Source organism: Phyllobacterium myrsinacearum, from assembly GCF_014138285.1.
GTDB classification, from domain to species: domain Bacteria; phylum Pseudomonadota; class Alphaproteobacteria; order Rhizobiales; family Rhizobiaceae; genus Phyllobacterium; species Phyllobacterium myrsinacearum_A.
Map to the genome: position 1 here is coordinate 102,111 of NZ_JACGXN010000004.1, position 24,728 is coordinate 126,838.

The 24,728-nt window shown below is 57.1% G+C and carries 23 protein-coding genes; 10 read left to right on the plus strand and 13 right to left on the minus strand.

The window, feature by feature from the left end; all coding sequences use genetic code 11:
- Nucleotides 1–23: 23 nt before the first annotated feature.
- The 3 genes from FHW16_RS15170 (at nt 24) to FHW16_RS15180 (ending at nt 3,297) form a co-directional block, all read left to right on the plus strand.
- The gene (locus FHW16_RS15170) at nt 24–929 is read left to right on the plus strand and encodes an SDR family oxidoreductase (protein WP_182550058.1); all 906 of its coding nucleotides are present in this window, start codon (nt 24–26) and stop codon (nt 927–929) included.
- A 23-nt stretch (nt 930–952) separates the two neighbouring features.
- A complete protein-coding gene (locus FHW16_RS15175; RefSeq protein WP_182550059.1) occupies nt 953–1,414 on the plus strand; it encodes a DUF1097 domain-containing protein in 462 nt (153 codons plus the stop codon).
- Between the two features lie 134 nt (nt 1,415–1,548).
- On the plus strand, nt 1,549–3,297 hold the full coding sequence (locus tag FHW16_RS15180; RefSeq protein ID WP_182550060.1) for a cation:proton antiporter: 1,749 nt from the start codon (nt 1,549–1,551) through the stop codon (nt 3,295–3,297).
- Nucleotides 3,298–3,427: 130 nt separating this feature from the next.
- Here FHW16_RS15180 and FHW16_RS15185 read toward each other — a convergent pair whose 3' ends face one another.
- Nucleotides 3,428–4,129 (minus strand): acid phosphatase, encoded by a 702-nt coding sequence (locus tag FHW16_RS15185; protein WP_182550061.1) that lies wholly within the window; start codon nt 4,127–4,129, stop codon nt 3,428–3,430.
- Nucleotides 4,130–4,335: 206 nt separating this feature from the next.
- On the opposite strand from FHW16_RS15185, the gene FHW16_RS15190 reads away from it, so the two are divergent.
- The 6 genes from FHW16_RS15190 to FHW16_RS15215 all read left to right on the plus strand — a co-directional run bounded on the left by FHW16_RS15190 (nt 4,336) and on the right by FHW16_RS15215 (nt 11,545).
- A complete protein-coding gene (locus FHW16_RS15190) occupies nt 4,336–6,420 on the plus strand; it encodes an FUSC family protein (protein WP_182550062.1) in 2,085 nt (694 codons plus the stop codon).
- 74 nt (nt 6,421–6,494) lie between these two features.
- A complete protein-coding gene (locus FHW16_RS15195; RefSeq protein WP_182550063.1) occupies nt 6,495–7,712 on the plus strand; it encodes an RHE_PE00001 family protein in 1,218 nt (405 codons plus the stop codon).
- 192 nt (nt 7,713–7,904) lie between these two features.
- Complete coding sequence (locus FHW16_RS15200; RefSeq protein WP_182550064.1) at nt 7,905–8,999, plus strand: siderophore-interacting protein; 1,095 nt, start codon at nt 7,905–7,907, stop codon at nt 8,997–8,999.
- Between the two features lie 210 nt (nt 9,000–9,209).
- On the plus strand, nt 9,210–10,205 hold the full coding sequence (gene exbB, locus FHW16_RS15205; protein WP_432652033.1) for a tonB-system energizer ExbB: 996 nt from the start codon (nt 9,210–9,212) through the stop codon (nt 10,203–10,205).
- A gap of 12 nt (nt 10,206–10,217) precedes the next feature.
- Complete coding sequence (gene exbD / locus FHW16_RS15210; protein WP_182550066.1) at nt 10,218–10,682, plus strand: TonB system transport protein ExbD; 465 nt, start codon at nt 10,218–10,220, stop codon at nt 10,680–10,682.
- Entirely contained in the window at nt 10,682–11,545 is an 864-nt protein-coding gene (locus FHW16_RS15215; protein ID WP_182550067.1) for a TonB family protein, read from the plus strand. Before exbD ends, FHW16_RS15215 begins: the two co-directional genes overlap by 1 nt.
- On the opposite strand, the gene FHW16_RS15220 is transcribed toward FHW16_RS15215, so the two are convergent.
- The 6 genes from FHW16_RS15220 to FHW16_RS15245 are packed head-to-tail and all read right to left on the minus strand — an operon-like array spanning nt 11,546 to nt 17,744.
- A complete protein-coding gene (locus FHW16_RS15220; RefSeq protein ID WP_182550068.1) occupies nt 11,546–13,138 on the minus strand; it encodes a GMC family oxidoreductase in 1,593 nt (530 codons plus the stop codon). It abuts the gene before it with no gap.
- A 1-nt stretch (nt 13,139) separates the two neighbouring features.
- Entirely contained in the window at nt 13,140–14,069 is a 930-nt protein-coding gene (locus FHW16_RS15225) for a branched-chain amino acid ABC transporter permease (protein WP_432652037.1), read from the minus strand.
- A 55-nt stretch (nt 14,070–14,124) separates the two neighbouring features.
- The gene (locus FHW16_RS15230) at nt 14,125–15,012 is read right to left on the minus strand and encodes a branched-chain amino acid ABC transporter permease (protein WP_182550247.1); all 888 of its coding nucleotides are present in this window, start codon (nt 15,010–15,012) and stop codon (nt 14,125–14,127) included.
- Complete coding sequence (locus tag FHW16_RS15235) at nt 15,009–15,719, minus strand: ABC transporter ATP-binding protein (RefSeq protein ID WP_182550070.1); 711 nt, start codon at nt 15,717–15,719, stop codon at nt 15,009–15,011. The genes FHW16_RS15230 and FHW16_RS15235 overlap by 4 nt, the downstream gene beginning before the upstream one ends.
- The gene (locus tag FHW16_RS15240; protein ID WP_246711795.1) at nt 15,712–16,533 is read right to left on the minus strand and encodes an ABC transporter ATP-binding protein; all 822 of its coding nucleotides are present in this window, start codon (nt 16,531–16,533) and stop codon (nt 15,712–15,714) included. The genes FHW16_RS15235 and FHW16_RS15240 overlap by 8 nt, the downstream gene beginning before the upstream one ends.
- 5 nt (nt 16,534–16,538) lie before the next feature.
- Entirely contained in the window at nt 16,539–17,744 is a 1,206-nt protein-coding gene (locus tag FHW16_RS15245; protein ID WP_182550071.1) for an ABC transporter substrate-binding protein, read from the minus strand.
- Between the two features lie 303 nt (nt 17,745–18,047).
- Between FHW16_RS15245 and FHW16_RS15250 the strand changes: the two genes are divergently transcribed.
- Complete coding sequence (locus tag FHW16_RS15250; RefSeq protein WP_182550072.1) at nt 18,048–18,959, plus strand: LysR substrate-binding domain-containing protein; 912 nt, start codon at nt 18,048–18,050, stop codon at nt 18,957–18,959.
- On the opposite strand, the gene FHW16_RS15255 is transcribed toward FHW16_RS15250, so the two are convergent.
- The 6 genes from FHW16_RS15255 to FHW16_RS15280 form a co-directional block, all read right to left on the minus strand.
- Nucleotides 18,941–20,065: an NAD(P)/FAD-dependent oxidoreductase gene (locus FHW16_RS15255; protein ID WP_182550073.1), complete on the minus strand. Its 1,125-nt coding sequence runs from the start codon at nt 20,063–20,065 to the stop codon at nt 18,941–18,943. The genes FHW16_RS15250 and FHW16_RS15255 overlap by 19 nt on opposite strands.
- A complete protein-coding gene (locus FHW16_RS15260) occupies nt 20,062–20,841 on the minus strand; it encodes a carbon-nitrogen hydrolase family protein (protein ID WP_182550074.1) in 780 nt (259 codons plus the stop codon). Before FHW16_RS15260 ends, FHW16_RS15255 begins: the two co-directional genes overlap by 4 nt.
- Nucleotides 20,838–21,638, minus strand: a complete 801-nt coding sequence (locus FHW16_RS15265; protein WP_182550075.1) for an ABC transporter permease — start codon at nt 21,636–21,638, stop codon at nt 20,838–20,840. The genes FHW16_RS15260 and FHW16_RS15265 overlap by 4 nt, the downstream gene beginning before the upstream one ends.
- The gene (locus tag FHW16_RS15270) at nt 21,635–22,489 is read right to left on the minus strand and encodes an ABC transporter permease (RefSeq protein WP_182550076.1); all 855 of its coding nucleotides are present in this window, start codon (nt 22,487–22,489) and stop codon (nt 21,635–21,637) included. The genes FHW16_RS15265 and FHW16_RS15270 overlap by 4 nt, the downstream gene beginning before the upstream one ends.
- Entirely contained in the window at nt 22,486–23,523 is a 1,038-nt protein-coding gene (locus FHW16_RS15275) for an ABC transporter ATP-binding protein (RefSeq protein ID WP_182550077.1), read from the minus strand. Before FHW16_RS15275 ends, FHW16_RS15270 begins: the two co-directional genes overlap by 4 nt.
- A gap of 90 nt (nt 23,524–23,613) precedes the next feature.
- Nucleotides 23,614–24,702, minus strand: a complete 1,089-nt coding sequence (locus FHW16_RS15280; protein WP_210278150.1) for an ABC transporter substrate-binding protein — start codon at nt 24,700–24,702, stop codon at nt 23,614–23,616.
- Nucleotides 24,703–24,728: the final 26 nt, after the last annotated feature.

Here is a 24,728-nt window from a genome sequence, read left to right on the forward strand (position 1 = left end):
AAGAAACCAGAAGGACTATTATCATGAGCAAGCAAGTTATTGTTGTCACCGGCGCTTCCAGCGGTTTCGGCGCTCTTACGGCACGCGCTCTGGCACAGGCAGGCCATACGGTTTACGCCGGAATGCGGGCGACAGAAGGGCGTAACGCACCACAGGTCGCCGATGCGGCCGCCTTTGCGGCCGAGCATCGCGTCGATCTCCGATCGGTGGAACTGGATGTTGCTTCTGACGCTTCCGTGGAAGCGGGAATCGCAAAGATCATCGCTGATGCGGGACGTCTCGATGTGATCATGCACAATGCCGGCCATATGTCGTTCGGTCCCGCTGAAGCCTTCACACCGGAACAGTTCGCCGAACTTTATGATGTCAACGTGCTGTCGACACAGCGGGTCAATCGTGCTGCGCTTCCCTATCTGCGCAAACAGGGCAAGGGGCTCGTCGTCTGGGTTTCTTCATCCAGTACGAGGGGCGGCACGCCGCCGTATCTGTCGCCCTATTTTGCCGCCAAGGCAGCAATGGATTCACTCGCTGTATCCTACGCTGCAGAACTTACCCGCTGGGGCATCGAAACGGCGATCATCGTCCCGGGTGCTTTCACGAAGGGCACCAATCACTTTGCCCATTCGGGATCGCCCGCCGACAAGGAGCGTGCTGCAGAATACAACGAAGGACCTTATGCTGGTGTGCCGGAGAAAGCCCTACAGGGTCTCGCCGCTCTGGAGCCCGCCGATGCGGACGCGGGTGCTGTCGCCACGGCCATTGTCGATGTGGTTGCCATGCCGTTCGGAACCCGTCCATTCCGCACCCATATCGATCCCTCGCAGGATGGCGCGGAAATCGTCAACGGTGTTGCGGACCGCGTCCGTGCCGAAATGTTCAGGCGCATTGGCCTTGAAGACCTGCTGAAGCCGGCCAAAGCCAGCGCATAGCGCAATCCACCCCAACAGCCAGCATGTTGCGGCTGGCTGCTGCCGTCACCGCAGCAATTGCCGCTACCGCCGCCGCCAGCGTTGGCTGGCCTGTCTGGGTTATGTTTATGGGGTGGGTCGCATTTTTCACCCGGGGTGTCTCAGCAAAGGACGCACTGTTCAGCTACCTTTGTCTCGTGATCGGCGTTGCCTTCGGCATGAGCGCCGCCCTCGGAGTGGGCACATTGTTGCCGCTCATCGGTCCGCTCGCCTTTGGCCCAGTGGTCTTCGTCGTTGCCATCATTGTCCTGTCGCTTCGTGCGGTGCCACACCTCAACAATGTACCGAGCTATTTCCTCGGGCTGATCACCTTCTTTGCGGCGCACCTTGAGCCGGGCTTTCTTGCGTTTTCCGAGCTGGCGGCAGTCAGCGGGTTGGGCAGTTTTGCCGCGTGGCTGGCCCATACATGGCAAAAAAAGATCGTGCGGCGTTCGAAAGCTGTTTAGGTCGCCTGAACGCTGGTCTACAGCTTGTCCTGTGTGGAATTAGGTTATGTCTGGAGCAATCTTGCCTATATGGGTTGAACTGGGGCAAACCATGCGGCACAGAGTGGGAAATCATCAAAAACCAAAGGGCGGACGTGCATCACGAAGTTTCCTTAATAGCCACAGTGGCAGTCAGTTTTGTTTTTGCAGCCGTATTCGGATATCTCGCGGACCGTCTGCGGCTGCCGCCGCTGGTCGGTTATCTCGTTGCCGGGATACTGATGGGCCCCTTTACGCCGGGGTTCATTGCCGACGGTGCTCTTGCCGGTCAGCTTGCGGAAATGGGCGTTATTCTTCTGATGTTTGGTGTTGGACTGCATTTCTCGGCTTCTGAATTGCTGGCCGTTCGAGGGGTTGCGGTTCCGGGCGCTATTGCCCAGATCGTGCTTGCCACACTGCTTGGTGTCGGGCTGAGCGCGCTGTGGGGCTGGGGAATCGGTGCCGGGCTGGTGCTTGGCCTCAGTCTGTCGGTAGCTAGCACCGTTGTTTTGCTCAAGGCGCTGGAAGAACGCAATCTGGTGAATTCCGCAAATGGACGCGTGGCGGTCGGTTGGCTGATCGTTGAAGACCTCGCGATGGTTCTGGCGCTCGTGCTGCTGCCAGCGTTGGCAGAAATTCTCGGCGCGCATGCCACTGGCACAGCGGGACAGGCCGCGGCCGGGATGCCGCTTGCACTGACGATTGCGATAACCCTGCTCAAGGTCGGGGCTTTCGCCGTGATGGCAATCTTCCTTGGGCCGAAAGTGGTGCCTTGGCTTCTCACTTTGGTGGCGCGCACCGGTTCAACCGAGCTCTTCACCCTTTCGGTTCTGGCGATAGCGCTGGGTATTGCCTTCGGGGCCACGGAAATATTCGGGGTTTCGTTTGCTCTCGGTGCTTTTTTTGCTGGTGTCGTGATGAGCGAGTCGAACCTTAGCCATAGGGCGGCGGCCGATTCGCTACCGTTGCAGAATGCATTCTCCGTCCTGTTTTTCATATCGGTCGGCATGCTGTTTGATCCGTCCATTCTCGTTCGGGAACCCATGGCCGTGATGGCGGCTCTTGCGCTCATCATCTTTGGCAAATCCCTGATTGCATTTTGCATCGTGCTTTTGCTGCGTTTCCCGGTCGGCATGGGATTGACCGTGGCGGCGAGCCTCGCGCAGATCGGGGAGTTCTCGTTCATTCTCGCTGGTCTCGGTGTTTCGCTGGGCCTCCTGCCACGCGAAGGTCAGGACATTATCCTGGCGGGAGCGATCCTCTCCATCACCATCAATCCACTTGTGTTCTTCGCAGCCGAGATTGGGGAAAAGGCATTCCATCGCAAGTGGCCTGCATTCTTTGCAAGTTATGGTGCGAAGAGGCAGGGAGCACTTGCTCGCGAGCTTGGCGATATCCGGGCCATCAGCGATGAGAGGAACCGTCAACATCAGCTTAAAATGCAGCAGTTGATCGACACCTTCCCGTTGTTTGCACAGGTGGATGAACATGCACAGGAGGAGCTTTTGTTGCTGTTCAAACCCAAATCGGCATCTCCGGGCGAGCGAATCATACGGATCGGAGATCGTGGTGACGGCATGTATTTCATTGCCTCCGGGGCAGTGGAGGTCCAGCTTGATGATGAACCGGTGCGTCTGGAGCCCGGAGCATTCTTCGGCGAAATGGCATTGTTGAGTGGTGGCCGCCGGACGGCCGACGTTGTCGCCATCGATTTTTGCGATTTTCTCATTCTTGACCGTCGTGATTTCAACGTCTTCATGTCACGGCATCCGGCGTTGCGTACGGCAGTCAGCAACATGGCGCGGGAAAGGGCGGAAATGAACACCTTGCGGCGAAATCCGGACCAGACATCCGGTGCAGCGTAATCAGGCGCCGGCGTGCTGTTGTTTTGCATGAGGCCCGTGTGCCGGGCGAGGGCGACCGCCGGAGTGCGATCGCCCGTTACGATTCCTTATCAAACAAGACGGGCATGTCGTGGCAGACTACCTGATCATGTCAGGCGCCGCCGAGCCCCAAACTTGCACGCAGTTCTGCTTTTGCTGGCTCATATTCGGCTTTAAAGTCATCATGCTTCATGATCGTCGCTGCAATGACACTGCCGGAAATCCTGCCCATTTCCACATCTGAGCGGTAGTGAATGCCACCGACGATACGGTTGTTGCCGTATTCCCAGGCACGGGCCATGATTTCCGCCTTCTTTTCCGGAACCATATCTGACAGAACGATGCCCATGAGCGTGCCAAGCGTTGTATGGCCGGATGGCCATGCACCGGAGTTGGAAAGCTTCACTGCAGGCTTGACGAGATCGCTTAACTGATGCGGGCGGGGGCGTTTGAATACATCCTTTGCGGGATCGACCACGGCACCCTCCGTCTCGACAATCCGGTCGAAAAATGCTGCCAGTTTCGGCAGTTTGTCCTTGTTGAACTCAGGTCCCATGACATCGGCAAACCGCCAGACATCTTCCTCTGCGTCGGCCTGCGCCCGTGCAACCATTTCCGGCGTCCGCGTGACCTGTAATGTGAGAATTTCGCCCAATTCCGCTTTGGTCTGTTGGGAGTCGTTAGCGGGCGGAGGGGGCAAAATCGTCAAAAGATCGATCTCCTTGTTGTCACTGAAGGGTTTGGCATCACTGGCATAAGCTGCGGTAAGGCCTACAAAAACAAATGCTGTCAGCAGACTGAGAAATCTACGCATGAAATGGTCCTCGTTGGGGTGATCGCGGGAGATCAATCATGCGCCCGCCGGATGTCATGCCTGTGACACATTGGGACGGTTGAACGCAGATGGCATCGCGAAGAGCCATCCCGGTGGCAAGAAGACGCATGGAGAGGGAATTTGTTTCCATTGTGTGGTCCGCTGGCGAAATATAACGAGGGTTGGGAGCTGCCAGGTCGAACGCCATGATTCCATATCTTCAAAAGATCGCCGAACATCCAGCCTGGCCCGGTAGGACGGCTTGGGTATTCGCGCTCAGAACCAACGCCGCGGCACTCTTTGCGCTCATGGTTGCCTTTGCGCTGAACCTGCAGCAACCGCAATGGGCGATGATGACAGTCTTCATCGTGTCACAACCCATTGCCGGCATGGTCATCAGCAAAGGCTTGTTCCGCCTTGCCGGAACGCTGATCGGCGCGCTGGCTGCCGTAGCCATCACCGCGGCGACGGGCGATACACAATGGCTTTTCGTTGCTTCGATCGCTCTGTGGGTGGCGCTGTGTACCTTTGCGGCATCGATGCTGCGCAACCCGGAATCCTATGGTGCAGCCCTTGCTGGTTATACCGCCGTGATTATCGCATTGCCTGCCTTTGGCCAGTCGCATCTGTTGATCGAAGTCGCCTATGCCCGTTGCACGGAAATCATGCTCGGTATTGTCTGTGCCGGTATTGCCAGCCGGTTCTTTCAGCCGCAGCTTGCGCGAACGGCTCTGGTAGAAGGGCTGGAAAACTGCATTGCCGATCTGGCGCGATACACCAGCGATGCCATTGCTGGCAGCGACTCTGGTCAACTGAAAACTGCCCATAGAAAGCTGATCGCCGATACGCAAGCCCTTGCTGCCATGCGTGCCCACGCCCGCCTGGAGGCGCCAAGCCTCGTTACCCACGGCCGGCATTCCCGGCATACGGTGGGGCATCTCATGTCTTGCCTGTCGATCGTGAATATTCTTGTCGCTCACCGGACGTCGTCCGATGAAACATGGCGTAATCTGCGTGATAAGCTTGGAAGACTGCTGGATGCCATGGCAAACGACTTCAAGCTAGGCGCCAGCGGAAACTGGCTGGGTGAACTGGACGTCATCGGGGAGGAGATTGTCGAGCTCAAGAACAAACCCTGGGGCGATGACCGGATCGGCATGATGGCCCGTTTGACATTGCTTGGTGAGTTTATTGACGGCTTCAAGGCAACGTTGAATGGTCTTTCTGCGCTGCAAAGCCGTTCGCAATATATCGCTGGAGGCAGAAAAGCGCCGGCATTGCCCGTCTATCGCGATCACAACACGGCGCTGGTCAATGCGATCAGGGCGATTGTTGCAACAACCCTTATGACCGCCTACTGGATGCAGACGAAACATACAGATGCCGCGGCGGCAGCGATCATCGTGGCGGTGGTTTGCAGTCTTTTCGCGTCGATGCCAAATCCGCTTCAGACGAGTTGGGGATTTTTCAGGGGCACTCTTTATGCAGTCCCTTTTGCATTTGTTCTCAGTCAGCTGATCCTGCCTTATTTCCCCGGACTTTTCTGGTTCTCCATTTTCATCGTTCCTGTCCTCGTGCCTGCCGCTATTCTGATGGCCGATCCCCGGTATGTCGGCCCGGCAACCGCTTTTTCCATCAATTTTATCGTCTTTCTGAAACCGCACGAGACAATGGCATTCGCCCCGTCTATTTTTATCGAAACTTCCCTGTCGGTTCTGATTGGCGTGCTCATAGGCATTCTGGTTTTCATTGTCGTTTTGCCCAAGCGGACGCAAGTGACGGTGAATCGGATGATTGGTGCCCTGCGAACGGACATTGTTCGTCTTTGTTTGCGTGACCGGGTGCCAAACGCATCGGCGTTCAACAGTCTTGCCTATGATCGTATCAATCAGTTGATGCCCATCCTGCGGACGATGCGAGGTGCGGGAGAGACAGTGTTGGATGATGCCTTGTCGTCGGTGACACTGGGAGCGGAAATCATCCGCTTGCGTCGACTGTTGTTGTGGGGCCGGCTGGACCACGGCATAGCCGATCACGTCTCGGAAAATCTCGCGCAGCTGGCAAGAACGATCAGTTTGCAGACGAGGGATCCGGGCCTGATTGCGGAGTATGTCGCTTCAGCGCGCTCGGTCGCTGCAGGCATTCCACCGGTCTCTGCCAACGCGTTGGCATTACAAGCGGCTGCATCTCTCCGTTTGATTGCTGTCATGATCGAAGATCACCCGTCTCTGGCCTTGGGTACCAAGCCAAGTGAAGGCAAGAGAGATTTCCTTCAGTGGCCATCCTTCTGACGCCAATGTTTGCAAGCGTCGTTTTGTCTCTTGGGTAATAGCTTCACTTTCACTATTCGCCTATCATGATTTCAATGGCTTATGATTCTGCAAACTATTCCCTGAAAGAGCTGCTTCGCCCCATTGTGGCTGCGGAAGACGCGTTGGCACGGCTGGACGAGAAGGTGGCGCGCAAGGGTGATTTCGGTGAGCTCGGTAGCCGCCAGTCGAGGGATGGACTGCTGCGCGAGAACGAAGGCTGGATTGCGCGTTCGCATTTCATGGAGGCCTGCAACGCGCTCTGGCTGGCAGGCGAGCTTGTGCACGTGGAGGATCTGGTCCTCCATGATGCCCGCATGGATATCAGAACACCGACGCACGAACTCACGCGTGCCCATGCAATCTTGCGGACTCGCCGCCAGATTGCTGCCAGCCCGGCACAATGGGCACTGAGCGCCAAGGGTATTGCCAGTTTGCGCGGCCGGTGGGGAGCTGACGCCCTTCTCGCACCTGTTGCGAGCGAACCGCAGAGGCGGCAAGAGGTCGATATTCCGCCGGAATCCAGCTCCGAAGCGGAAAATGCCTTTGAAGAAGAACTGGCGCGGCTGGATGCGTTGCTCAACCGTTCAGAACGTCTGCTGAATCAAGCTGCTACCGGTGAGAAACCATCGCCAGAAACAAATGGCAAGCCGCAGCCCAGGGGCAGGGGGGCTTCTGCAAGGGACGAAACGCCGGACGGCGACCCCCTCGTTTATGACCCCGACTGGGATGAAGACGGGCGCATGGAGCAATGGTTCTTGGTGATGGACCGGACCCGTGATTTGCCGCCTATGCTGGCGGCGGCGTTGCTTTGGGATGCCTGGGAAGAAATCGAGCCATTGCAGCACCAGCACTGGCTCGGCCCTATGCTCGTCGCCTCAATGCTGCGTGAGCGTTTGAAGACGCGCGCCCACTTGCCGGCTTTCAATGCCGGATTGCGCACCATCCCGCGTGATCGTCGCCGTGCCCGTAATCCCAACACCCGGCTCACAGCATTTCTTGAGGCGGCGCACACATCTGCGACGGCCAGTTTGAAAGAAATTGACCGTCTGACTCTTGCCCGGGTTCAGATGGAACGGAAACTGAAGGATCGGCGTTCGACGTCCAGCCTGCCGGGCATGATTGATCTGATTTTATCACGGCCGATGGTTTCAACTGCCCTGATTGCAAAAGAGCTGAAAGTGACACCACGTGGTGCTCTGAACCTTATTGCCGAACTGGGCGTGCGCGAAATGACGGGCAGAGGTCGTTACCGTGCGTGGGGTATCGTCTGAGAGGCATACGCAGCTCAACGCACGCGTGATCGTTCTCGTGCCTCGATCCGAGTCCTGCGGACATCTGTCGCATATGAGATTTTTTCGTATTAATACTTGACTAAATCAATCATCTTTTATTAGGGTCCCGGCACCTTGTTCTGCGAACCTCTGATGGGCTTGCAGCAGGAGGAAAGTGCCAGGAGAATACCCATGTCCGCCATGTCGAATGTTCTGAGCAGCTCCGCTGCGGTCAAACTCCATGCGCCCCAAGATATGCTCGACAAACTTTGCAATGTGTTTGCCGAACATGCGCGCGTCGAACGCGATGATCTGCAGGGACGTATTGAGATGTACTATGGCAAAGCGCATCTGACCATTGCCGGTGATGTGCTGTCGATGGATGTTGAGGCAGACGACGAAACATCGCTGGCCTATGTCCGCATGGTTCTGGCTGACAATCTTTTGACCTTCGCGGGTGAGGAGAAGCCTCAATTGTCATGGATGGGCGACGGCCTGACCAGCACCGATCTTCCCTATTTTCGCGAAATGCGAGTGGTGAGTGCCTACGATCTGACACCGCACATGCGACGCGTGCGACTGCGTGGGGAGAACCTGGCCCGTTTTGCGGTGGGTGGTCTGCATATCCGCCTGCTGTTCGTGTCTGAAGGCAGAAAGCCGGTGTGGCCAACAATGGGTCGCGATGGTCGGCCGGTTTGGCCCGACGGCGAGGATGCGCTGATTGCCCGCGTTTACACGATCCGCAATATCGATGTGAACAGCGGTGAAGTTGATATCGATATGGTCGTTCATCCCGGGAATGACACGCCGGGTGCAACGTGGGCGCTCAACGCCAAACCGGGTGACATCGTCGGTATGACAGGGCCGGGTGGGGGAGGTGTTTTGGATGCGCCCCAGCACCTTCTGGTCGGGGATGAAACGGCCCTGCCGGCCATCGGCCGTATCCTGGAGGCTTTGCCATCGGACGCGAAAGCAACCGTCATTCTTGAGGTTGACGGACCTGCGGATCAGCTGGCTCTGAAATCTCCCGCATCGATCGATGTGCACTGGCATTATCGCTTGGGAGCACCGGCCGGAACAACCGGCAGACTGGCGGAAATGATCCAGACACTCGATTCATCGGTTCTTTCATCCGATACGTTTGTCTGGGTTGGTTGCGAATTCGCCGATTTCAAGCAAATCCGGGCCTATCTGCGCAAGGAGCGCAAGCACGAGCGCTCAAAACACCACGTTGTTGCCTACTGGCGACGGGGATTTGACGGCGACAATGCCCGTCAGAGTGATTGAGCAACCCCAACACGCGGGCTTTTAAAGCCGGGGTTGCGGAAGTTATTAGTTGATTATTATACTCAGGAATATTAAAGCCGCTCCATCTGATGAACCGCCATACGTTGGAGCCACCTGGGTACAGACAGACTTTCCCGGCTTGGTGGCCGAGATGGCGGAAGAAGCGAAAGACAGCAAGCCATGCGGAAAAGTACAGACAGGTTTTCTCCAATGCGGAATGTTTCGGCAGGGATCCGGGCAAGTGCCTTAATGTCCGTCCTGTTATTGTCCTTGATGGCCCCGGCCATGGCGCAGGAGACCGCTCCTCAAGCCCCGCAGGCGGAAACATCCCAATCACAACCAGCGCCGCAAACCGGCCAGGCTCCGGCATCGCCGGTTGCCCCTGCCGCGCAATCAGCGCCTGCAACCCCCGCTCCCGCACCTGTTGTAAACCCGGCCCCATCGCCGACCGCCGCAGTACCGGCGGCACCGGCCTCGGTAAGCAAGGCCAGTCTGCCACACAATCTGTCTCCATGGGGCATGTTCATGGCGGCGGACTGGGTGGTGAAGGGCGTCATGATCGGTCTGGCCTTTGCTTCTCTTGTGACGTGGACTGTCTGGCTCGCCAAGACGCTGGAACTTGCCGGAGCAAGGCTGCGGGCCTATCGCGCGCTGAATGCCATCGGCAATGCACGCACTCTGCGCGATGCGGAACAGGCGCTTGAAGGGCGTGGTGGGCCGGGCGCGCAACTGGTCAACGCTGCCCGTGAGGAAGTGCGCATGTCGCAGGAAGCGCAGAACTACGCCGGTGCCGACGGTTTGAAGGAACGTGTTGCCTCGCGTCTGTCGCGCATCGAAGCGCAAGCCGGTCGCCGCATGAGCCGTGGAACGGGCGTGCTCGCTACAATCGGATCAACGGCTCCCTTCGTTGGTCTCTTCGGCACGGTGTGGGGCATCATGAATTCCTTCATCGGTATTTCGGAATCCCAGACGACCAATCTCGCAATTGTCGCCCCCGGTATCGCCGAAGCGTTGCTTGCTACGGCCATCGGCCTTGTTGCGGCTATCCCGGCAGTTGTCATCTACAACGTCTTTGCCCGATCGATCACCGGTTACCGCCAACTGCTGGCTGATGCCTCGGCTGGCGTTGAACGCCTTGTCAGCCGTGATGTGGATTTTGCGCTAGTGCCGCCGGTACATCAGCCTCGCGCTGCAGCAGCAGAATAAAGGTTAGAGATCATGGCTGGCGGTATCAGACACAATGTTTCTGACGACGAATTGCAGGAAAACCACGAAATCAACGTGACGCCTTTTATCGACGTCATGCTCGTTCTGCTGATCATTTTCATGGTGGCAGCACCGCTTGCAACCGTTGATATCAATGTCGATCTACCGGCGTCGACGGCAGCGCCTGCCACGCGTCCCGAGCAACCGCTCTATCTGACGCTGAAAGAGGATCATACGATCGCCATCGTCAATGACACGGTGACGAAAGAAACACTTGGTGCGTTTCTTGACCAGAAGACACAGGGTGACAAGGAGACACGCGTATTCCTGCGTGCTGATCGTGCCGTGGATTACGGTGCGTTGATGGATTTGATGAACACGTTGCGCGACAACGGCTATCTCAAGATCGCGCTGGTCGGGCTTGAAAGTGCACCATCAGTGCCGGCAACACCGTCTCCCACTGGAAGTGCGCAGTAATGTCCGGTGAACGAGCCGCACCCAGGGCCGGTCAGTTTCAGCTGAACTGGCGCGAGATCGGATTGTGGTCCGCTGCCGGGATTGTGATGGTTGGTCTGCACGCCGGTGCAGGTTGGTACGGGTACAGTTACCAGCCCGAGACGGAAGTGGGCGATGTTGCGGCCGCTGTGATGATCGATATGGAGCCGCTGCCAGCGCCAGTTGTACCGGAAGCTGTCGCCGAACTACCTCCTGTTGAGCCCGAACAGATCACACCGGAGCCCGTTCAGCAGGAGGCACAGGCTCCTGAAATCCAAGAGGAAAAGCCGGTTGAACCCGAGCCGGAGCCTCAACCCGTCGAGGAACCGACACCTGAGGAGCAGGTTGTACCGGAGGAAGTCAAACCGGAGGAAACGGTAGAACTTCCAAAGGTGGAAGTGCCGCTGCCTGTTGTCAAACCGGAACCGAAGAAACCGGATGAACCCAAAAAGGACGTTCCGAAGAAAGTTGTCCGCAAACCGGTGAAGACGCAGGTTGCTGATGTCAAAGCCGATACTGTAACGGAAGCCAAGCAACAGCCGAGCGTGTCGAGAGCCAGCGCTGCGCGTGCAGCGCAGACTTGGAGTGAAAAAGTAAACTCCTATCTGGCGCGGTACGCCCGACGCGCAGGGGGGCGCAATCGGGGAGCAGGTAACGTGCGAATAACATTCACCTTAACCCGGGACGGTAACATTGTATCTTCTAGCATAACGGGCAGTTCCGGTAATCCAGAGGTTGACAAATATGCACTTGAAACAGTGCGTAAAGCGTCGCCTGCTCCTGCCGCGCCAGACGATTACGTTGGTTTGCGTGCGTCCATGACTGTTCCCATTACCATCCAATGATCAAGCGCGGCCGATCATCTCGGCAGCCTTTTCGGCAATCATGATTGTCGGCGAATTGGTGTTGCCGGAGGTGATGGATGGCATCACCGATGCGTCGGCGATGCGCAGTCCCTTTATGCCGCGCACGCGCAGCTGCGGATCGACCACTGACTCCTGATCGGCGCCCATGCGGCAGGTGCCAACGGGGTGAAAGATAGTCGTGCCTATGGCACCGGCGGCTTCGACGAGTTCCGCTTCGCTTTGATATTCCGGTCCCGGTTTGAACTCTTCGGGTCTGTAGCGCTGCAAAGGTTTCTGCGCGACGATATTGCGCGTGATGCGGATTGAATCCGCGGCAACGCGTCGATCGCTCTCGGTTGCAAGGTAATTGGGCCGGATAGCCGGATGGGCGCGATAGTCAGGCGATTTCACATGAATCGAACCGCGGCTTTCCGGCCGGAGATTGCAGACGCTGGCGGTAAAGGCCGGAAAGGGATGGACGTTCTCCCCGAACTTCTCCAATGAAAGCGGCTGCACATGATATTGCAGGTTTGCAGTTTCAAAAGATGGATCGGAACGGGTGAACACACCGAGCTGACTTGGCGCCATCGACATCGGCCCGGATTGGTTGAAGAGATACTCCAGAGCGATCGAGGCCTTGCCAAGCAGGCGGTTGGCCTTTTCGTTGAGCGTCGGAATGCCCGTCACCTTATAAGCGCAGCGCAATTGCAGATGGTCCTGCAGATTTTCACCGACGGAACGCCGTTCGAGAACCGGCGTGATACCGGCATTCTGCAGGATGTCTCCACGTCCGATGCCTGACAATTCAAGAACTTGCGGCGAACCGACTGCGCCGGCCGCCAGGATCACTTCGCGGCGGCACTGGATCGTCCGGATCGTTCCTGCCTGCTCGATCTCGACACCCTTGGCAGTCAAGTCTTCCAGAAGAAGCTTGCGGACATGAGCGCCGGTCTCGACTGTCAGGTTCGGGCGCTTCTTTGCTGGACGAAGGAAGGCTTTTGCCGTGTTCCAGCGAATGCCGCGTTTCTGGTTCACTTTGAAATAGGAGCTGCCCTCATTGTCACCGCGGTTGAAATCGTCCGTGCGCGGGATTCCCGCCGCCTCGGCTGCATCCCTGAAAGCATCCAGAATATCCCAGTGCAAGCGCGCTTCTTCCACCCGCCATTCGCCGCCGGATCCGTGAAAATCGTCGGCACCGAGATAATAATCTTCTGATTTGCGGAAATACGGCAGGACATCGTCCCATCCCCATCCCGTACATCCATCTTGGCGCCACAGATCGTAATCGCGGGACTGGCCGCGCATGTAGATCATGCCATTGATCGACGAACAGCCGCCCAGCACCTTCCCGCGCGGATAGTTCAGAATGCGGCCATTGAGACCGGGTTCGGCCTCGGTTGAGAAACACCAGTCCGTCCGGGGATTGGAAATGCAATAGAGATACCCGACCGGAATATGAATCCAGGGATAATCGTCCTTGCCGCCCGCCTCAAGGAGAAGGACCGATACATTCCGATCCTCCGACAACCTGTTGGCCAAGGTACAGCCTGCCGTGCCTGCCCCGACGATGATGTAGTCATAGCTGCCTGTCATGTCAGTGCTCGGAGCTGCTCTCGAGTTTCTTGCCGAGACGCGAGGCATAAAGCTCTCCGATAACGCCGCGGCGGAAGATGAGCACACAGACCATGAAGATAATGCCGGTGATGACCGTGACGGGAAATTCCGACGTGGCGAGATAATTTTCCAGCGCGGAGACAAAGCCGGCACCGATGATCGGACCGACCAGTGTGCCGATACCGCCGAGAAGCGTCATCAGCACGACTTCACCTGACATCTGCCAGCTCACATCGGTTAGCGTCGCGAACTGAAAGACAATGGCCTTCAGACCGCCCGCCAGACCGGTGAGCGCCGCTGACATGACAAAGGCAGCGAGTTTGTAGCGCGCAACCGAATAGCCCAGCGAAATGGCGCGGTTCTCGTTTTCCCGGACGGATTTAAGAATCATGCCGAAGGGCGAGTTGATGATGCGCCAGATGATGAAAACACCGATCAGGAAGACCGCCAGCACGAAGAAGTACATGTTAAGCGGGTCGTTCAGGTCAATGAACCCGAAGAGCTTACCGCGCGGCACGCCTTGAATACCGTCTTCGCCCTTTGTGAAGGATGCCTGCAGGCAGAAGAAGAAAAACATCTGTGACAGGGCAAGGGTGATCATGGTCGAGTAGATGCCCTGACGCCGGATCGCGAAAAAACCGATGATCAGGCCGAGTATTGCAGCGCCGAAGACGCCAAGCAGAATGCCAAGCTCCGGCGGAAATCCCCATTCCTTGACAGAATGGGCGGTGAAATAGGCGGCTCCGCCGAAGAATGCCGCATGGCCGAAAGAGAGAATTCCCGTGTAACCAAGAAGCAGGTTGAAGGCACAGGCAAACAGCGCAAAGCACAGCACCTTCATGAGGAAGACCGGGTAGAAATGGAATGGGGCCAAAATCAGCAATGCAACGCCGATGAGGATCAGCACCATTTCAAGGGTGAAGAACTTGTTCTTCTGAACAGAAGATACGGTTGTATCGGTCATTTCAGACCTCCCTTCCGAACAGGCCTGCCGGACGGACAAGCAGAACAATCGCCATGATGACGAAGATCACGATGTTGGACGCTTCGGGGTAGAACACTTTGGTCAGCCCTTCGAAGATTCCGAGCATGTAACCAGTGACGATGGCACCGAGAATGGAGCCCATGCCACCGACGACAACCACGGCGAAAACGACAATGATCAGATTTGAGCCCATCAGCGGGCTAACCTGATAAATCGGTGCGGCCATGATGCCTGCGAGACCGGCAAGTCCTGCCCCAAGGCCATAGGTGAAGGTCAGGAGCAGCGGCACGTTGATGCCGAAGGCCCGAACGAGTGTAGGGTTTTCTGTGGCAGCCCGCAGATAGGAACCCAGCCGGGTCTTTTCGATCAGCAGCCATGTGCCAAGACAGATAGCAAGCGAGGCAAGTACAACCCACGCGCGATATTTCGGCAGGAACATGAAACCGAGATTATACCCCCCAGCAAGGGCAGAGGGCACCGCATAGGGTTGACCCGCTGCACCGTAATAATAGCGGAACGTACCCTCGATCACGAGGGCGAGACCGAAGGTAAAGAGCAGCCCATACAGGTGATCTAGGTTATAGAGGCGCGAAAGCGCGACGCGCTCGACCAGTGCACCCGCGACGCCGACCACAATCGGCGCGAGAAGCAGGGCGGGCCAATAGCCGATGCCGAGCTGCGCAAGCAGGAGATAGCCGATGAAAGCGCCAAGCATGTATTGGGCGCCATGGGCGAAATTGATCACGCGCAACAGACCGAAGATGATCGCCAGACCAAGGCTGAGCATGGCATAGAACGAGCCGTTGATCAGGCCAATCAGCAATTGTCCGAACAGGGCTTGCATGGGTATCCCGAAAATCATGATCAGACTCCCAGTGCTTCGTTGAGCATGGCCATACGGTCCGGCAACTCCCGGACATGGAAATCGTCGATGATCTTGCCGTGGTCCACCAGATAAAATCGGTCTGCGACCTTGCTGGCGAAACGGAAGTTCTGTTCGACGAGAAGGATGGTCATACCGCGTTGCTTCAGGGTGACCAGCACTTCGCCGATGCGTTGGACGATAACGGGGGCAAGGCCTTCGGTGGGCTCATCAAGCAGCAGTAATTTGACGCCCGTGCGCAGGATGCGGGCAATTGCCAGCATCTGCTGTTCGCCGCCCGACAATTTCGTTCCGGGGCTGTTGCGCCGCTCCTTCAGATTGGGAAACAGGTCGTATATCTCTGATATCGACATACCGCCTTTGGCAACGATGGGTGGCAGGTTGAGATTTTCATCGACAGAAAGCGTGGCGAAGATACCGCGTTCCTCCGGCACGAAGCCAATGCCCGCATGGGCCGTGCGGTGCAAAGGCACACGCATCATATCCTTGCCGTTAAACGTAATGCTGCCCGTGCGCTTGCGGATAATGCCCATGATCGAGCGCAGGGTGGTGGTTTTGCCGACACCGTTGCGGCCCAGAAGCGTGACGGTCTCGCCCTCATGAATGTCAAGATTGATGCCATGCAACGCATGGCCTTCACCATACCAGGCGTGAAGATCGCGGACGGCGAGAAGGGGTTTGGTATCAGTCATGTTCGGTCCCCATATAGGCCACGCGCACCCGTTCATCCTGGCTGACAGTCTGATAGTCGCCGGAGATGAGGATCTCGCCACGTTGAAGGACGGTCACCTGATCGCAAAGGTCTGCCACAACCTTCAGATTATGTTCCACCATCAGAATGGCACGGTCGCGGGCGACTTCGCGGATGATGTCTGAAACGATATGCACATCCTCGTGGCCCATGCCTGCCATGGGTTCGTCCAGCAACAGCACCTTCGGGTCGAGCGCCAGCGTGGTTGCAATCTCCAGAACACGTTTGCGGCCATAGGAGAGGTCGGCGGCGAGCTTGTTGCGGGCGTCCTGCAGACCGACAGCGCTGATCAGTTCCATGGCGCGATCATTCAGCCGGTTGAGCGCACTGGTCGGCAGCCAGAACTGGGTGGAGAGTCCGCCCGGGCGCTGTAGCGCAACGCGTACATTGTCGAGGACCGTCAGATGCGGGAAAACCGCTGAAATCTGGAATGAGCGGACCAGCCCCATGCGGGCAACCTTGGCCGGATCGGTTCTGGTGATGTCATGATCAAGGAGGGTGATCGTGCCGCTTGATGGCTGCAGAAATTTGGTCAGAAGATTGAAGACAGTGGTCTTTCCTGCACCGTTCGGGCCGATCAGAGCATGGACTTTGGCGTGATGAACATCCAGATCGACATTGTTGACGGCGATGAAACCACCAAAGTCCCGGCGCAGGCCACGGGCGGAGAGAACCACCCGGGATCCGGCGTTACCGGCGTTCTCGGGGGAGGTATGTCCTCCCCCGAATGCCGTGTTTGTCAGCGAAGCTGTCATATGGACTACTTGGCCAGATCGCAGCCGCTTTCGGCTGGCTTCATATAGGCTTCAGCTCCAGGAACCGTGGCGAGCACCTTGTAATAGTCCCATGGTTCCTTGCTTTCCGATGGCTTCTTGACTTCCATCAGATAGACATCGCTGATCAGGCGGCCGTTGGCCCCGACCTTGGCGCCGCGCCCGAAAACATCGTCGACGGGCATTTCGTGCATGGCAGCGGCAACTTTTTCGGTGTCATCAGTTCCAGCTTTCTGAATGGCTTTCAGATACTGCATGACGCCTGAATAGGTAGCAGCCTGGATCATGTTCGGCATACGGCCCGTGCGCTTGAAGAACTTGCGTCCGAACTCGCGGGACTGGTCGTCGCGATCCCAGTAGAAGCTTTCTGTCAGGGTCAGGCCCTGTGCTGCTTCAAGTCCGAGACCGTGCACCTCCGCCAGGGTGAACAACAAGGCGGCCAGGCGCTGGCCGCCGGATACGATACCAAATTCAGCGGCCTGTTTGATGGCGTTTGCCGTATCCAGTCCGGCATTGGCAAGTCCGATCACCTTCGCGCCGGACGACTGTGCCTGAAGCAGGAACGAGGAGTAATCGCTTGTCGCAAGCGGATGGCGTACCGACCCGACAATCTTGCCACCCTTTGAAGTGACATACTTGCTCGTCTGCTCTTCCAGTGAATAGCCGAAAGCATAATCGGCAGTCAGGAAGAACCAGGTGTCACCACCCTGTTTCACCAGCGCGCCGCCGGTGCCGACAGCGAGAGCATGGGTGTCATAGGCCCAGTGAAAACCGTAGGGCGAGCACTGCTTGCCGGTCAGTTCGGCCGTGGCCGCACCGGTCACAAGATCAATCTTCTTCTTTTCCTTGGAAATGCCCTGTACGGCGAGTGCAACAGATGACGTGGTCAGCTCCATGATCGAGTCGACCTGTTCGGTGTCATACCACTGGCGGGCAATGTTGGAGGCGATGTCAGGCTTGTTCTGATGGTCGGCCGTTATGATCTCGATCGGTGCATCCAGCACCTTGCCGCCAAAATCCTCCGCAGCCATCTTTGCGGCTTCGTAAGACCACTTGCCGCCAAAATCCGCGTAGACGCCGGATTGATCGTTCAAGATGCCGATCTTGACCTTGCCGTCGGAAATCTCTGCACTTGCCGCAGGCATAACGGTTGCGGCCATGAGAGCTGCAGTTGCAATTGCCAATAATTTCATTCTGTTCTCCTCCCAAAGAAATGCCGCTCACAGGATCATCGCATGATGGACCGTCGCGGACTTGATCGTCTCGATTGAAAATGACCCAAAGCCATGACGCAGAGATGTCTGCGCCCAAGCGGTTCGGTTCTCCTCCTCAATCCGGTCAGCTATTCCTCCCGCCGGATAATTCTTGCCCCTATGATTGTCCCGTTTGTCGTTGCAGGCAACCATTCGTTGAAAAAACTGTAGCATTGACAAATAAGTACACAAACACCTATTTTTGCACAGAATAAGTACAAAAATGTACATGCGAGGTAAGGCGTGCGGCAATATACGTGGGATGATTTGCAGTACTTTCTGGCGGTGGCGCGGACCGGCCAGCTCACGACGGCGGCCCGTCGGCTGCGCACCAACCATGTTACTGTTTCCCGGCGGATTGACCGATTGGAGGAGGCACTTTCGGCGCGTCTGTTTGAACGAAACCCGCGCGGTTACATCCTGACCGCATTGGGCGAGAAGCTGATCGAATCCGCTGAAATCATGGAGCGCGAAGCGGAGCGGTTTCAGAATGAAGCGTCCGGCGGAACGGTGTCACTCAGCGGTGTCGTGCGCCTGAGCATTCTGGAGGGCATCGCCAATTTTTTTCTGGCAAACCGGCTCCCCATTATGGCGAAGTCCTATCCCAGTCTTTCCGTGGAGATGGTGACGATCCAACAGATTGTCTCGCTGTCGCGCCGTGAGGCCGATCTGTCGATTACCTTGAACGCGACGCGCACCGGTCCGTACCATCAGGAAAAGCTGATGCCCTATCGCCTGTTCATTTATGGGGCGCAGGAATACCTTGCGCAGCATCCCGTAATCCGGGAGCGCTCGGATCTGTCCGGTCACCGGTTCATTGGCTACATCGAGGACATGATTTTCACGCCGGGCCTGGACTATATGCGCGAAATCCTGCCCGGCTTGCGGCCCGCCTATCAGAGTTCGAGTGTCTTTGCCCAGTTGAGTGCTGCCCGCTCGGGGTTTGGACTTTGCATTCTGCCCTATTTCATTGCGTATAATTATCCGGAACTGGTGCCTGTCTTGCCAAAGGAAATGCATCTCAATCGCGATTACTGGCTCATCTGCCATGAGGATATTGTCAACACACCACGCATTCGCGTGCTCAGTGATTTCATCCGGTCAGAGGTTGGCAGTCAGGTGGAAATTTTTGGTGGCTATCCCTTGCTCGGCTGAAAGCGCGTCGCGGCAAGGCGAGGTGCAATTTTTGCCAGACCGTCCGGCAAGGATTGCTGGCGAATGAGCATTGCAGCAAATTGCGAGAGGGCAGGAGCGGTCTGGATGCCGTAGCCGCCCTGTCCGGCAAGCCAGAAGAACCCGTCAACTTCGCCGTCGAAACCGGCGACGGGTGTGCGGTCCGGCGCGAAGGTGCGCAAGCCAGCCCAGCTCCGCTCGACGCGGTTGACCGGCGTGATCACTGCCTGTTCGTAACGGTAGAGACCCTCGGCGAGGATCATGTCATCGACATAGGCGTCGTGCGGTTCAACGGGAATTTCATCGCACGGGGAGACGAACAATCGACCGCCATCCGGCTTCAAGTACCATGAGTCGTTGGCGTCATCGACCACCGGCCAGCCACGCGTGTCGTAACCTTCCGGCGGAGGCAGCACGGCCACCGAACGGCGCATGGGTGTAAAGCTGAGCGGCTTGCTGCCGAAGAGACCTGCTATAACATCCGCCCACGCGCCGGAGGCGTTGACGACCGTTTTGGCACGGAATATCCGATCCGGCGTCTCGATCAGCCAACAACCGTTCGTGCGGCTCGCACGAACGACCTCACTGGACGTGTGAAGTTCAACACCGAGAGCCGCTGCCTTGCGCAGCCACCCCTGATGCAGGGCGTTGACATCGATGTCCTGTGCTTCGGCCTGATAGCAGGCCGCCTTGATATGATCGCGGTTGAGGATAGGCACCATTTCCACGGCATGATCCACACTGATCTCCTCGACATTGATACCGTTCCGGATCAGGTCGTGGCAACGTTCGATGCCTGTCTCATCGGCAATAGTCAGTGCTCCGCGCCGCGTCAGCAGCGGTTCGGGAAACAGATTCACATCGCGCTGCTGAAACATAGGGGCACTGAAATGGTTGAGCGTCCGAATGACGTCATTGCCGTAATTAGGCAGGAATATCGCAACCGAGCGTCCTGTCGAATGGTAGGCTGGCTGGTTCTCGCGCTCGACGATGATGACCTTGTGTGTACTGGCGAGTTCGGCAGCGACGCCAACACCCGCAATCCCGGCGCCGATAACGAGAACGTCTGTATCGATTGTTTCGGTCATATCCGTGTCAGGTCTTTCAGATAGGGATTGCCGTCAATGGAAGCGGCAAAAGCATGCCGGTCAATGTCGGCAAAAAGCAGGTGTTCATCCGCGTTCGAGCAGGCCGCAATGAGACTGCCGTCCGGCGCGGCAATACGCGACAGGCCCGCAAAGGTGAAGCGTTCGTCGCTGCCCGCGTGGTTGACATAGGCCACGAATATCTGGTTCTCGAAAGCCCGGACCTGAATCATGTGCGCGGCAATGAATTCCCCCGACGGACCTGCGGGGAGGGCTGTGGGCACGAGAATGATTTGGGCCCCAGCCAGAGCAAGCCGGCGGACATTCTCAGGAAATTCTACGTCATAGCAGATAAGTATCCCCAGCTTGAGCCCGGCAAGCTGGACAAGGCAGCTGGCTGGCTTTGCCGCGGTGAACAGGGCCCGCTCATAATCGCCGTAAAGATGCGATTTCCTGTAGACGGCAGGTTGGGCGTCACCGCAGACAAAAGCTGCGCTGTTATGCACGTGATCGCCATGCCGTTCCGCAAAGCCCGCAACAATGGCTATGGCATTGGCTCTCGATATGTCCCGCAATCGGCTGATCTGGCTGCCGTTTGCAGGTTCAGCCAACGCTATGATCGCTTCCCCCGCACCATAACCGGTCAAGGCTAGTTCCGGTGCCACCAGCAGATCGGCGCCAGCTTCGGCCGCATCTTTTGCGGCTTGCTCGATGCGCGCCAGATTGGCATCGACATCACCGCAAATCGCCTGCATCTGGAGCGCTGCCATCCGCATCATTTGTCATCCGTGGCCATGGCGCCAAGCAGTTTGGGTAGGTCACCGAACTTGGCGACGAGTGAAAAAATCACTGCGGCCGTAGCAACAAATAGGATCGTTACCGAAGCCATCGTGGGTGTGTAACCATAGCGAAGCGCGTTGAAAATCTTGATGGGGAGTGTTTCCAGCGTGAAACCGACGGTCATGTAGGCAACGATATACTCGTTGAGCGACAGCACGAAAGCGAAGGCGTAGCCTGAAACCAGATAGGGCAGGATGAGAGGCAGGATGACCGTGCGAAAAATGGTGCGATCATTGGCGCCCATTGTTGCGGCAGCCTCGACGAATGAGCGGTCAATGGCCGAAAATCCGAGCGACAGGGTCACCAGTGGCAATGTCACAAAGAAAATTGCATGGCCGATGACAGCGGTCCATGGCTGGCCGTAGAAACCGGTGGTGGCCCAGAATGTCAGCAGACCAAGCGCAGTGATGACAGGCGGCAGCGTGAACGGTGCAATGCCGAGGACCTGAAAAACATTTGCCCAGGGCGCAATGCGCCGCCACAGAAACCACGAGAGTGGCAGCGCAATAAGCACGGCCAATGCCGCCGATGTGGTGGCAAGCAGGACCGAGGCAAACAGGGCACTGCGCCACTCCGGGTTCAGGAAAATTTCACCGTACCAGCCCAGCGAAAAGCCTTGAGGCGGAAAGGCCAGCGTCTGCTTTGCGTTGACCGATACGCCTGCAACCACGATGAGTGGAAGGGCCAGAAACAGCCCTATGGCGAAGAAATAAAAGCGCCTGAGCCAGGTGATCATGCCTTTTCTCCCTTGCGGCCGATCAGCAAAGTGAGAGCGACGAGACCAAGTGTTACAAGCACCAGAAACACGGCCATGGCCGCCGCAAACGGCATGTTGGACTGGTAAATGGCCTGATCGGTGATGAGAACGGAGAGCGTCCAATGCTGCGGCCTGCCAAGAATCTGCGGTAGCAGATACGAGCCCAGCGCGAAGATGAAAACCATGATCAGCGTTGCCATGATCGTGTTGCGCAGTGCCGGCACAAGCACGTTGAAAAAAGCTCGTACGGGCGACGAACCCAGTGTCCGCGCGGCCTCCATCAGTGTTGGGTCAAGTCGGACAAGGGCGGGATAAAGAACGAGGACCGTATAGGGAAGGGCCTGATAGACCATTCCCGTCAGCACCGCCCCGAAACTCGGCGACAGTGCGACAGCCTGTTTCATCAAGCCGAGTTGAACAAGAATGTTGGTGATCCCGGCCGTCCGCGAAAACAGGGTGGACCAGGCAAAGCCGATGATGACTTCCGACAGCGAAAGCACCGAGAGCAGGGCAACGAGCCATATCACCTGCAACCGACGCGGCAATTTTGAAAGGAGATAGGTGAAGGGCAGAGCAAGAACAACACAACACACGGCAACTGTGACGGCCAGCATCAGCGAGAAGCCGAGAACACCACCGAAGAAGACGGTAAGAAAACGCTCGTAGTTGGAAAGGACAAAAGCGGGCGTATAGAAGCCGCCTTGCTGGCGCTGGAAGAAGCTCACCGCGATCATTGTGCCGAATGGCACCACGAAAAACACCAGCAGCATACCCGCAGGAAAAAACAGCGGCCCGTAATCGGCTATGGATTGGGGGGCTTCGCGCTTCATTGCTTCAGCACCACACAGACCTCAGGTGCAAGCACGATGCCGACCTGTTGTCCTGCCGTAACGTCGGGGCGGGCACGCGGGGTGGAGACCGCAACGATCTGCTTGCCGCCCGCTTCCACGAAGGTTTCGATCGTACCGCCAAGATCACGCACGAAGGTCACAGTGCCGGTAATGGCTCCGTTACCCGGTGCTGTCAGGTGCACATCTTCAGGCCGCACGGAAATCGTTGCCTTCTGTAAGCCTGATGGCAGGACAAGACCGGGCACGCCATGTCCAAACACCGAAGCCAGCCCAGAATTATCAGCAGTCGTCTCGATGAGATTTGTCGATCCGATGAAATCCGCAACAAACGTATCGGCGGGCTTGCGGTAAATCTCGATCGGTGAGGCAGCCTGACGAATATGGCCGCCATTCATGACCACCACCGTATCGGCCATGGTCATGGCTTCGCGCTGATCGTGCGTAACGACAATGGTTGTGATGCCAAGTTTCTGCTGCAGCTGCCGCAACTCCACTTGCATCGCTTCACGCAGTTTTGCATCCAGTGCGGACAGTGGCTCGTCCAGCAGGAACAGCTTGGGTGAAAGTGCCAGGGCACGGGCGATAGCCACGCGCTGGCGTTGACCGCCGGATAGTTTCGAAACGGGCCGGTCGCCATAGCCGGCCAAGTGAATCAGAGACAGAAGCTCGTCGACACGCTTTTTCTGCTCTTCGCGGCTTTTGCCACGGATGCGCAGGGGATAGGCGATATTCTCACCAACGCTCAAATGCGGGAACAGGGCCAGTGACTGGAACACCATGCCGAGATTGCGCTTGTGCGTCGGCACTTTGGTGATGTCTTCGTCATCAAGCAGAATGGAACCGCCGGTTGGATCGTCGAGCCCGGCAATCATCCGCAGAAGCGTGGTCTTGCCACAGCCCGACGGCCCAAGCATGCATACAAACGTGCCGTGCGGCACGGAAAGCTGCACGTTCTCTACAGCAGTAAATGTACCAAACTGCTTGGTGACACCGTTCAGAACCAGTCCGGACATTGAGCCCTCGTTTCGTTCATCGTCGTTAAAAAGAAACCCGGTTCGGAATAGGCCGGGTTTCACATTCATACAATCCGGCAGGAAACACTATCAGCCAACGATCAATTCAGTCCATTTCTGATTGAGGAAGTCGGCTTTACTCGTCAGGAGATCATAACGCGGCAGGATCGGTTCGATATCCGATGAAACGGCCGCAAACTCCTTGTCGCTCAGATCAAGCAATTCACGCTTGACCGTTGGTGCTGTTCCCACCTTGCGCGACAATGTTGCCTGAATGGCCGGCTGGCTCATGTAATCGATGAAGATATGAGCCTCGTCGACCTTTTTTGAAGCACGCGACAGTGCCCAGCAACCGGAATCCTGAATGCCGCCTTCCTTCGGGAAGGTCGAGCGAACCGGATGGCCTTCAGACGCGGCGAGCCCGGTGACGTCGTGATAGTATTGACCCATCGGGATTTCGCCTGACTTCAGCGCCTGTTCAAACTGCGCTTCATCGCGGTACCAGAGGCGGACATTCGGCTTCACTTCGGCAAGCTTGTCGAAAACTTTGAGAATGCCTTCTTCTGTATCGAGGGCATTGGTGCCACCAAAGAACGTCTTTGCGGTCACTTCCAGAAGGAAGGAGTTGGAAACGAGGGCGAGTAATCCGAGTTTGTCGGCATTTGCCGGATCCCAGAACGCCTGCCACGATGTCGGTGCTTCCTTGAAGACGTCGGTGTTGGTCACAAGCGTGATATACCACGCAACGGCACCAATGCCGGCGATACGCCCATCCGGGTATTTGTTGATGAAACGGTCGAGCAGGTTTTTTGAATTCGGCAGTTTTGCCGCATCAAGCGGGGTCCAGAGTTCCGTCGACTGCCCCTTGATCATGGCGACCTGCGACATCATCGAAATATCGGCGGGTGCCGCACCGGCCTTGGCGGCCTGTTCCAACTGAACGAGCCAGGCTTCACCCGTTGGCTCGGCAACGGATTCAACCGCAATGCCGGTTGCCTTGGTGAATTCGGGAAAAATGTTCTTGTCGAACGAATTCTTGAAATAGCCGCCATAGACGCCGACTTTCAAAGACTTGTCCTGCGCCCGCAGCACGGATGGCATGGCAAGCATTGCAGTGCCCAGAGCACCGGCGGCGAGCACGGCCCGACGGGTGACCGCTTTCTTGAGAATTGTATCCATAGTCCGATCTCCTTTTTATTTGCCAG

What these genes read in the sequence shown, in the direction of transcription:
- FHW16_RS15170 (WP_182550058.1), top strand. Translation starts at nt 24, where the DNA reads ATGAGCAAGCAAGTTATTGTTGTCACCGGCGCTTCCAGCGGTTTCGGC.
- FHW16_RS15175 (WP_182550059.1), top strand. Translation starts at nt 953, where the DNA reads ATGTTGCGGCTGGCTGCTGCCGTCACCGCAGCAATTGCCGCTACCGCC.
- FHW16_RS15185 (WP_182550061.1), bottom strand. Translation starts at nt 4,129, where the DNA reads ATGCGTAGATTTCTCAGTCTGCTGACAGCATTTGTTTTTGTAGGCCTT.
- FHW16_RS15190 (WP_182550062.1), top strand. Translation starts at nt 4,336, where the DNA reads ATGATTCCATATCTTCAAAAGATCGCCGAACATCCAGCCTGGCCCGGT.
- FHW16_RS15195 (WP_182550063.1), top strand. Translation starts at nt 6,495, where the DNA reads ATGGCTTATGATTCTGCAAACTATTCCCTGAAAGAGCTGCTTCGCCCC.
- FHW16_RS15200 (WP_182550064.1), top strand. Translation starts at nt 7,905, where the DNA reads ATGTCCGCCATGTCGAATGTTCTGAGCAGCTCCGCTGCGGTCAAACTC.
- exbB (WP_432652033.1), top strand. Translation starts at nt 9,210, where the DNA reads ATGCGGAATGTTTCGGCAGGGATCCGGGCAAGTGCCTTAATGTCCGTC.
- exbD (WP_182550066.1), top strand. Translation starts at nt 10,218, where the DNA reads ATGGCTGGCGGTATCAGACACAATGTTTCTGACGACGAATTGCAGGAA.
- FHW16_RS15215 (WP_182550067.1), top strand. Translation starts at nt 10,682, where the DNA reads ATGTCCGGTGAACGAGCCGCACCCAGGGCCGGTCAGTTTCAGCTGAAC.
- FHW16_RS15220 (WP_182550068.1), bottom strand. Translation starts at nt 13,138, where the DNA reads ATGACAGGCAGCTATGACTACATCATCGTCGGGGCAGGCACGGCAGGC.
- FHW16_RS15225 (WP_432652037.1), bottom strand. Translation starts at nt 14,069, where the DNA reads ATGGTGCTGATCCTCATCGGCGTTGCATTGCTGATTTTGGCCCCATTC.
- FHW16_RS15235 (WP_182550070.1), bottom strand. Translation starts at nt 15,719, where the DNA reads ATGACTGATACCAAACCCCTTCTCGCCGTCCGCGATCTTCACGCCTGG.
- FHW16_RS15240 (WP_246711795.1), bottom strand. Translation starts at nt 16,533, where the DNA reads ATGACAGCTTCGCTGACAAACACGGCATTCGGGGGAGGACATACCTCC.
- FHW16_RS15245 (WP_182550071.1), bottom strand. Translation starts at nt 17,744, where the DNA reads ATGAAATTATTGGCAATTGCAACTGCAGCTCTCATGGCCGCAACCGTT.
- FHW16_RS15255 (WP_182550073.1), bottom strand. Translation starts at nt 20,065, where the DNA reads ATGACCGAAACAATCGATACAGACGTTCTCGTTATCGGCGCCGGGATT.
- FHW16_RS15260 (WP_182550074.1), bottom strand. Translation starts at nt 20,841, where the DNA reads ATGATGCGGATGGCAGCGCTCCAGATGCAGGCGATTTGCGGTGATGTC.
- FHW16_RS15265 (WP_182550075.1), bottom strand. Translation starts at nt 21,638, where the DNA reads ATGATCACCTGGCTCAGGCGCTTTTATTTCTTCGCCATAGGGCTGTTT.
- FHW16_RS15270 (WP_182550076.1), bottom strand. Translation starts at nt 22,489, where the DNA reads ATGAAGCGCGAAGCCCCCCAATCCATAGCCGATTACGGGCCGCTGTTT.
- FHW16_RS15275 (WP_182550077.1), bottom strand. Translation starts at nt 23,523, where the DNA reads ATGTCCGGACTGGTTCTGAACGGTGTCACCAAGCAGTTTGGTACATTT.
- FHW16_RS15280 (WP_210278150.1), bottom strand. Translation starts at nt 24,702, where the DNA reads ATGGATACAATTCTCAAGAAAGCGGTCACCCGTCGGGCCGTGCTCGCC.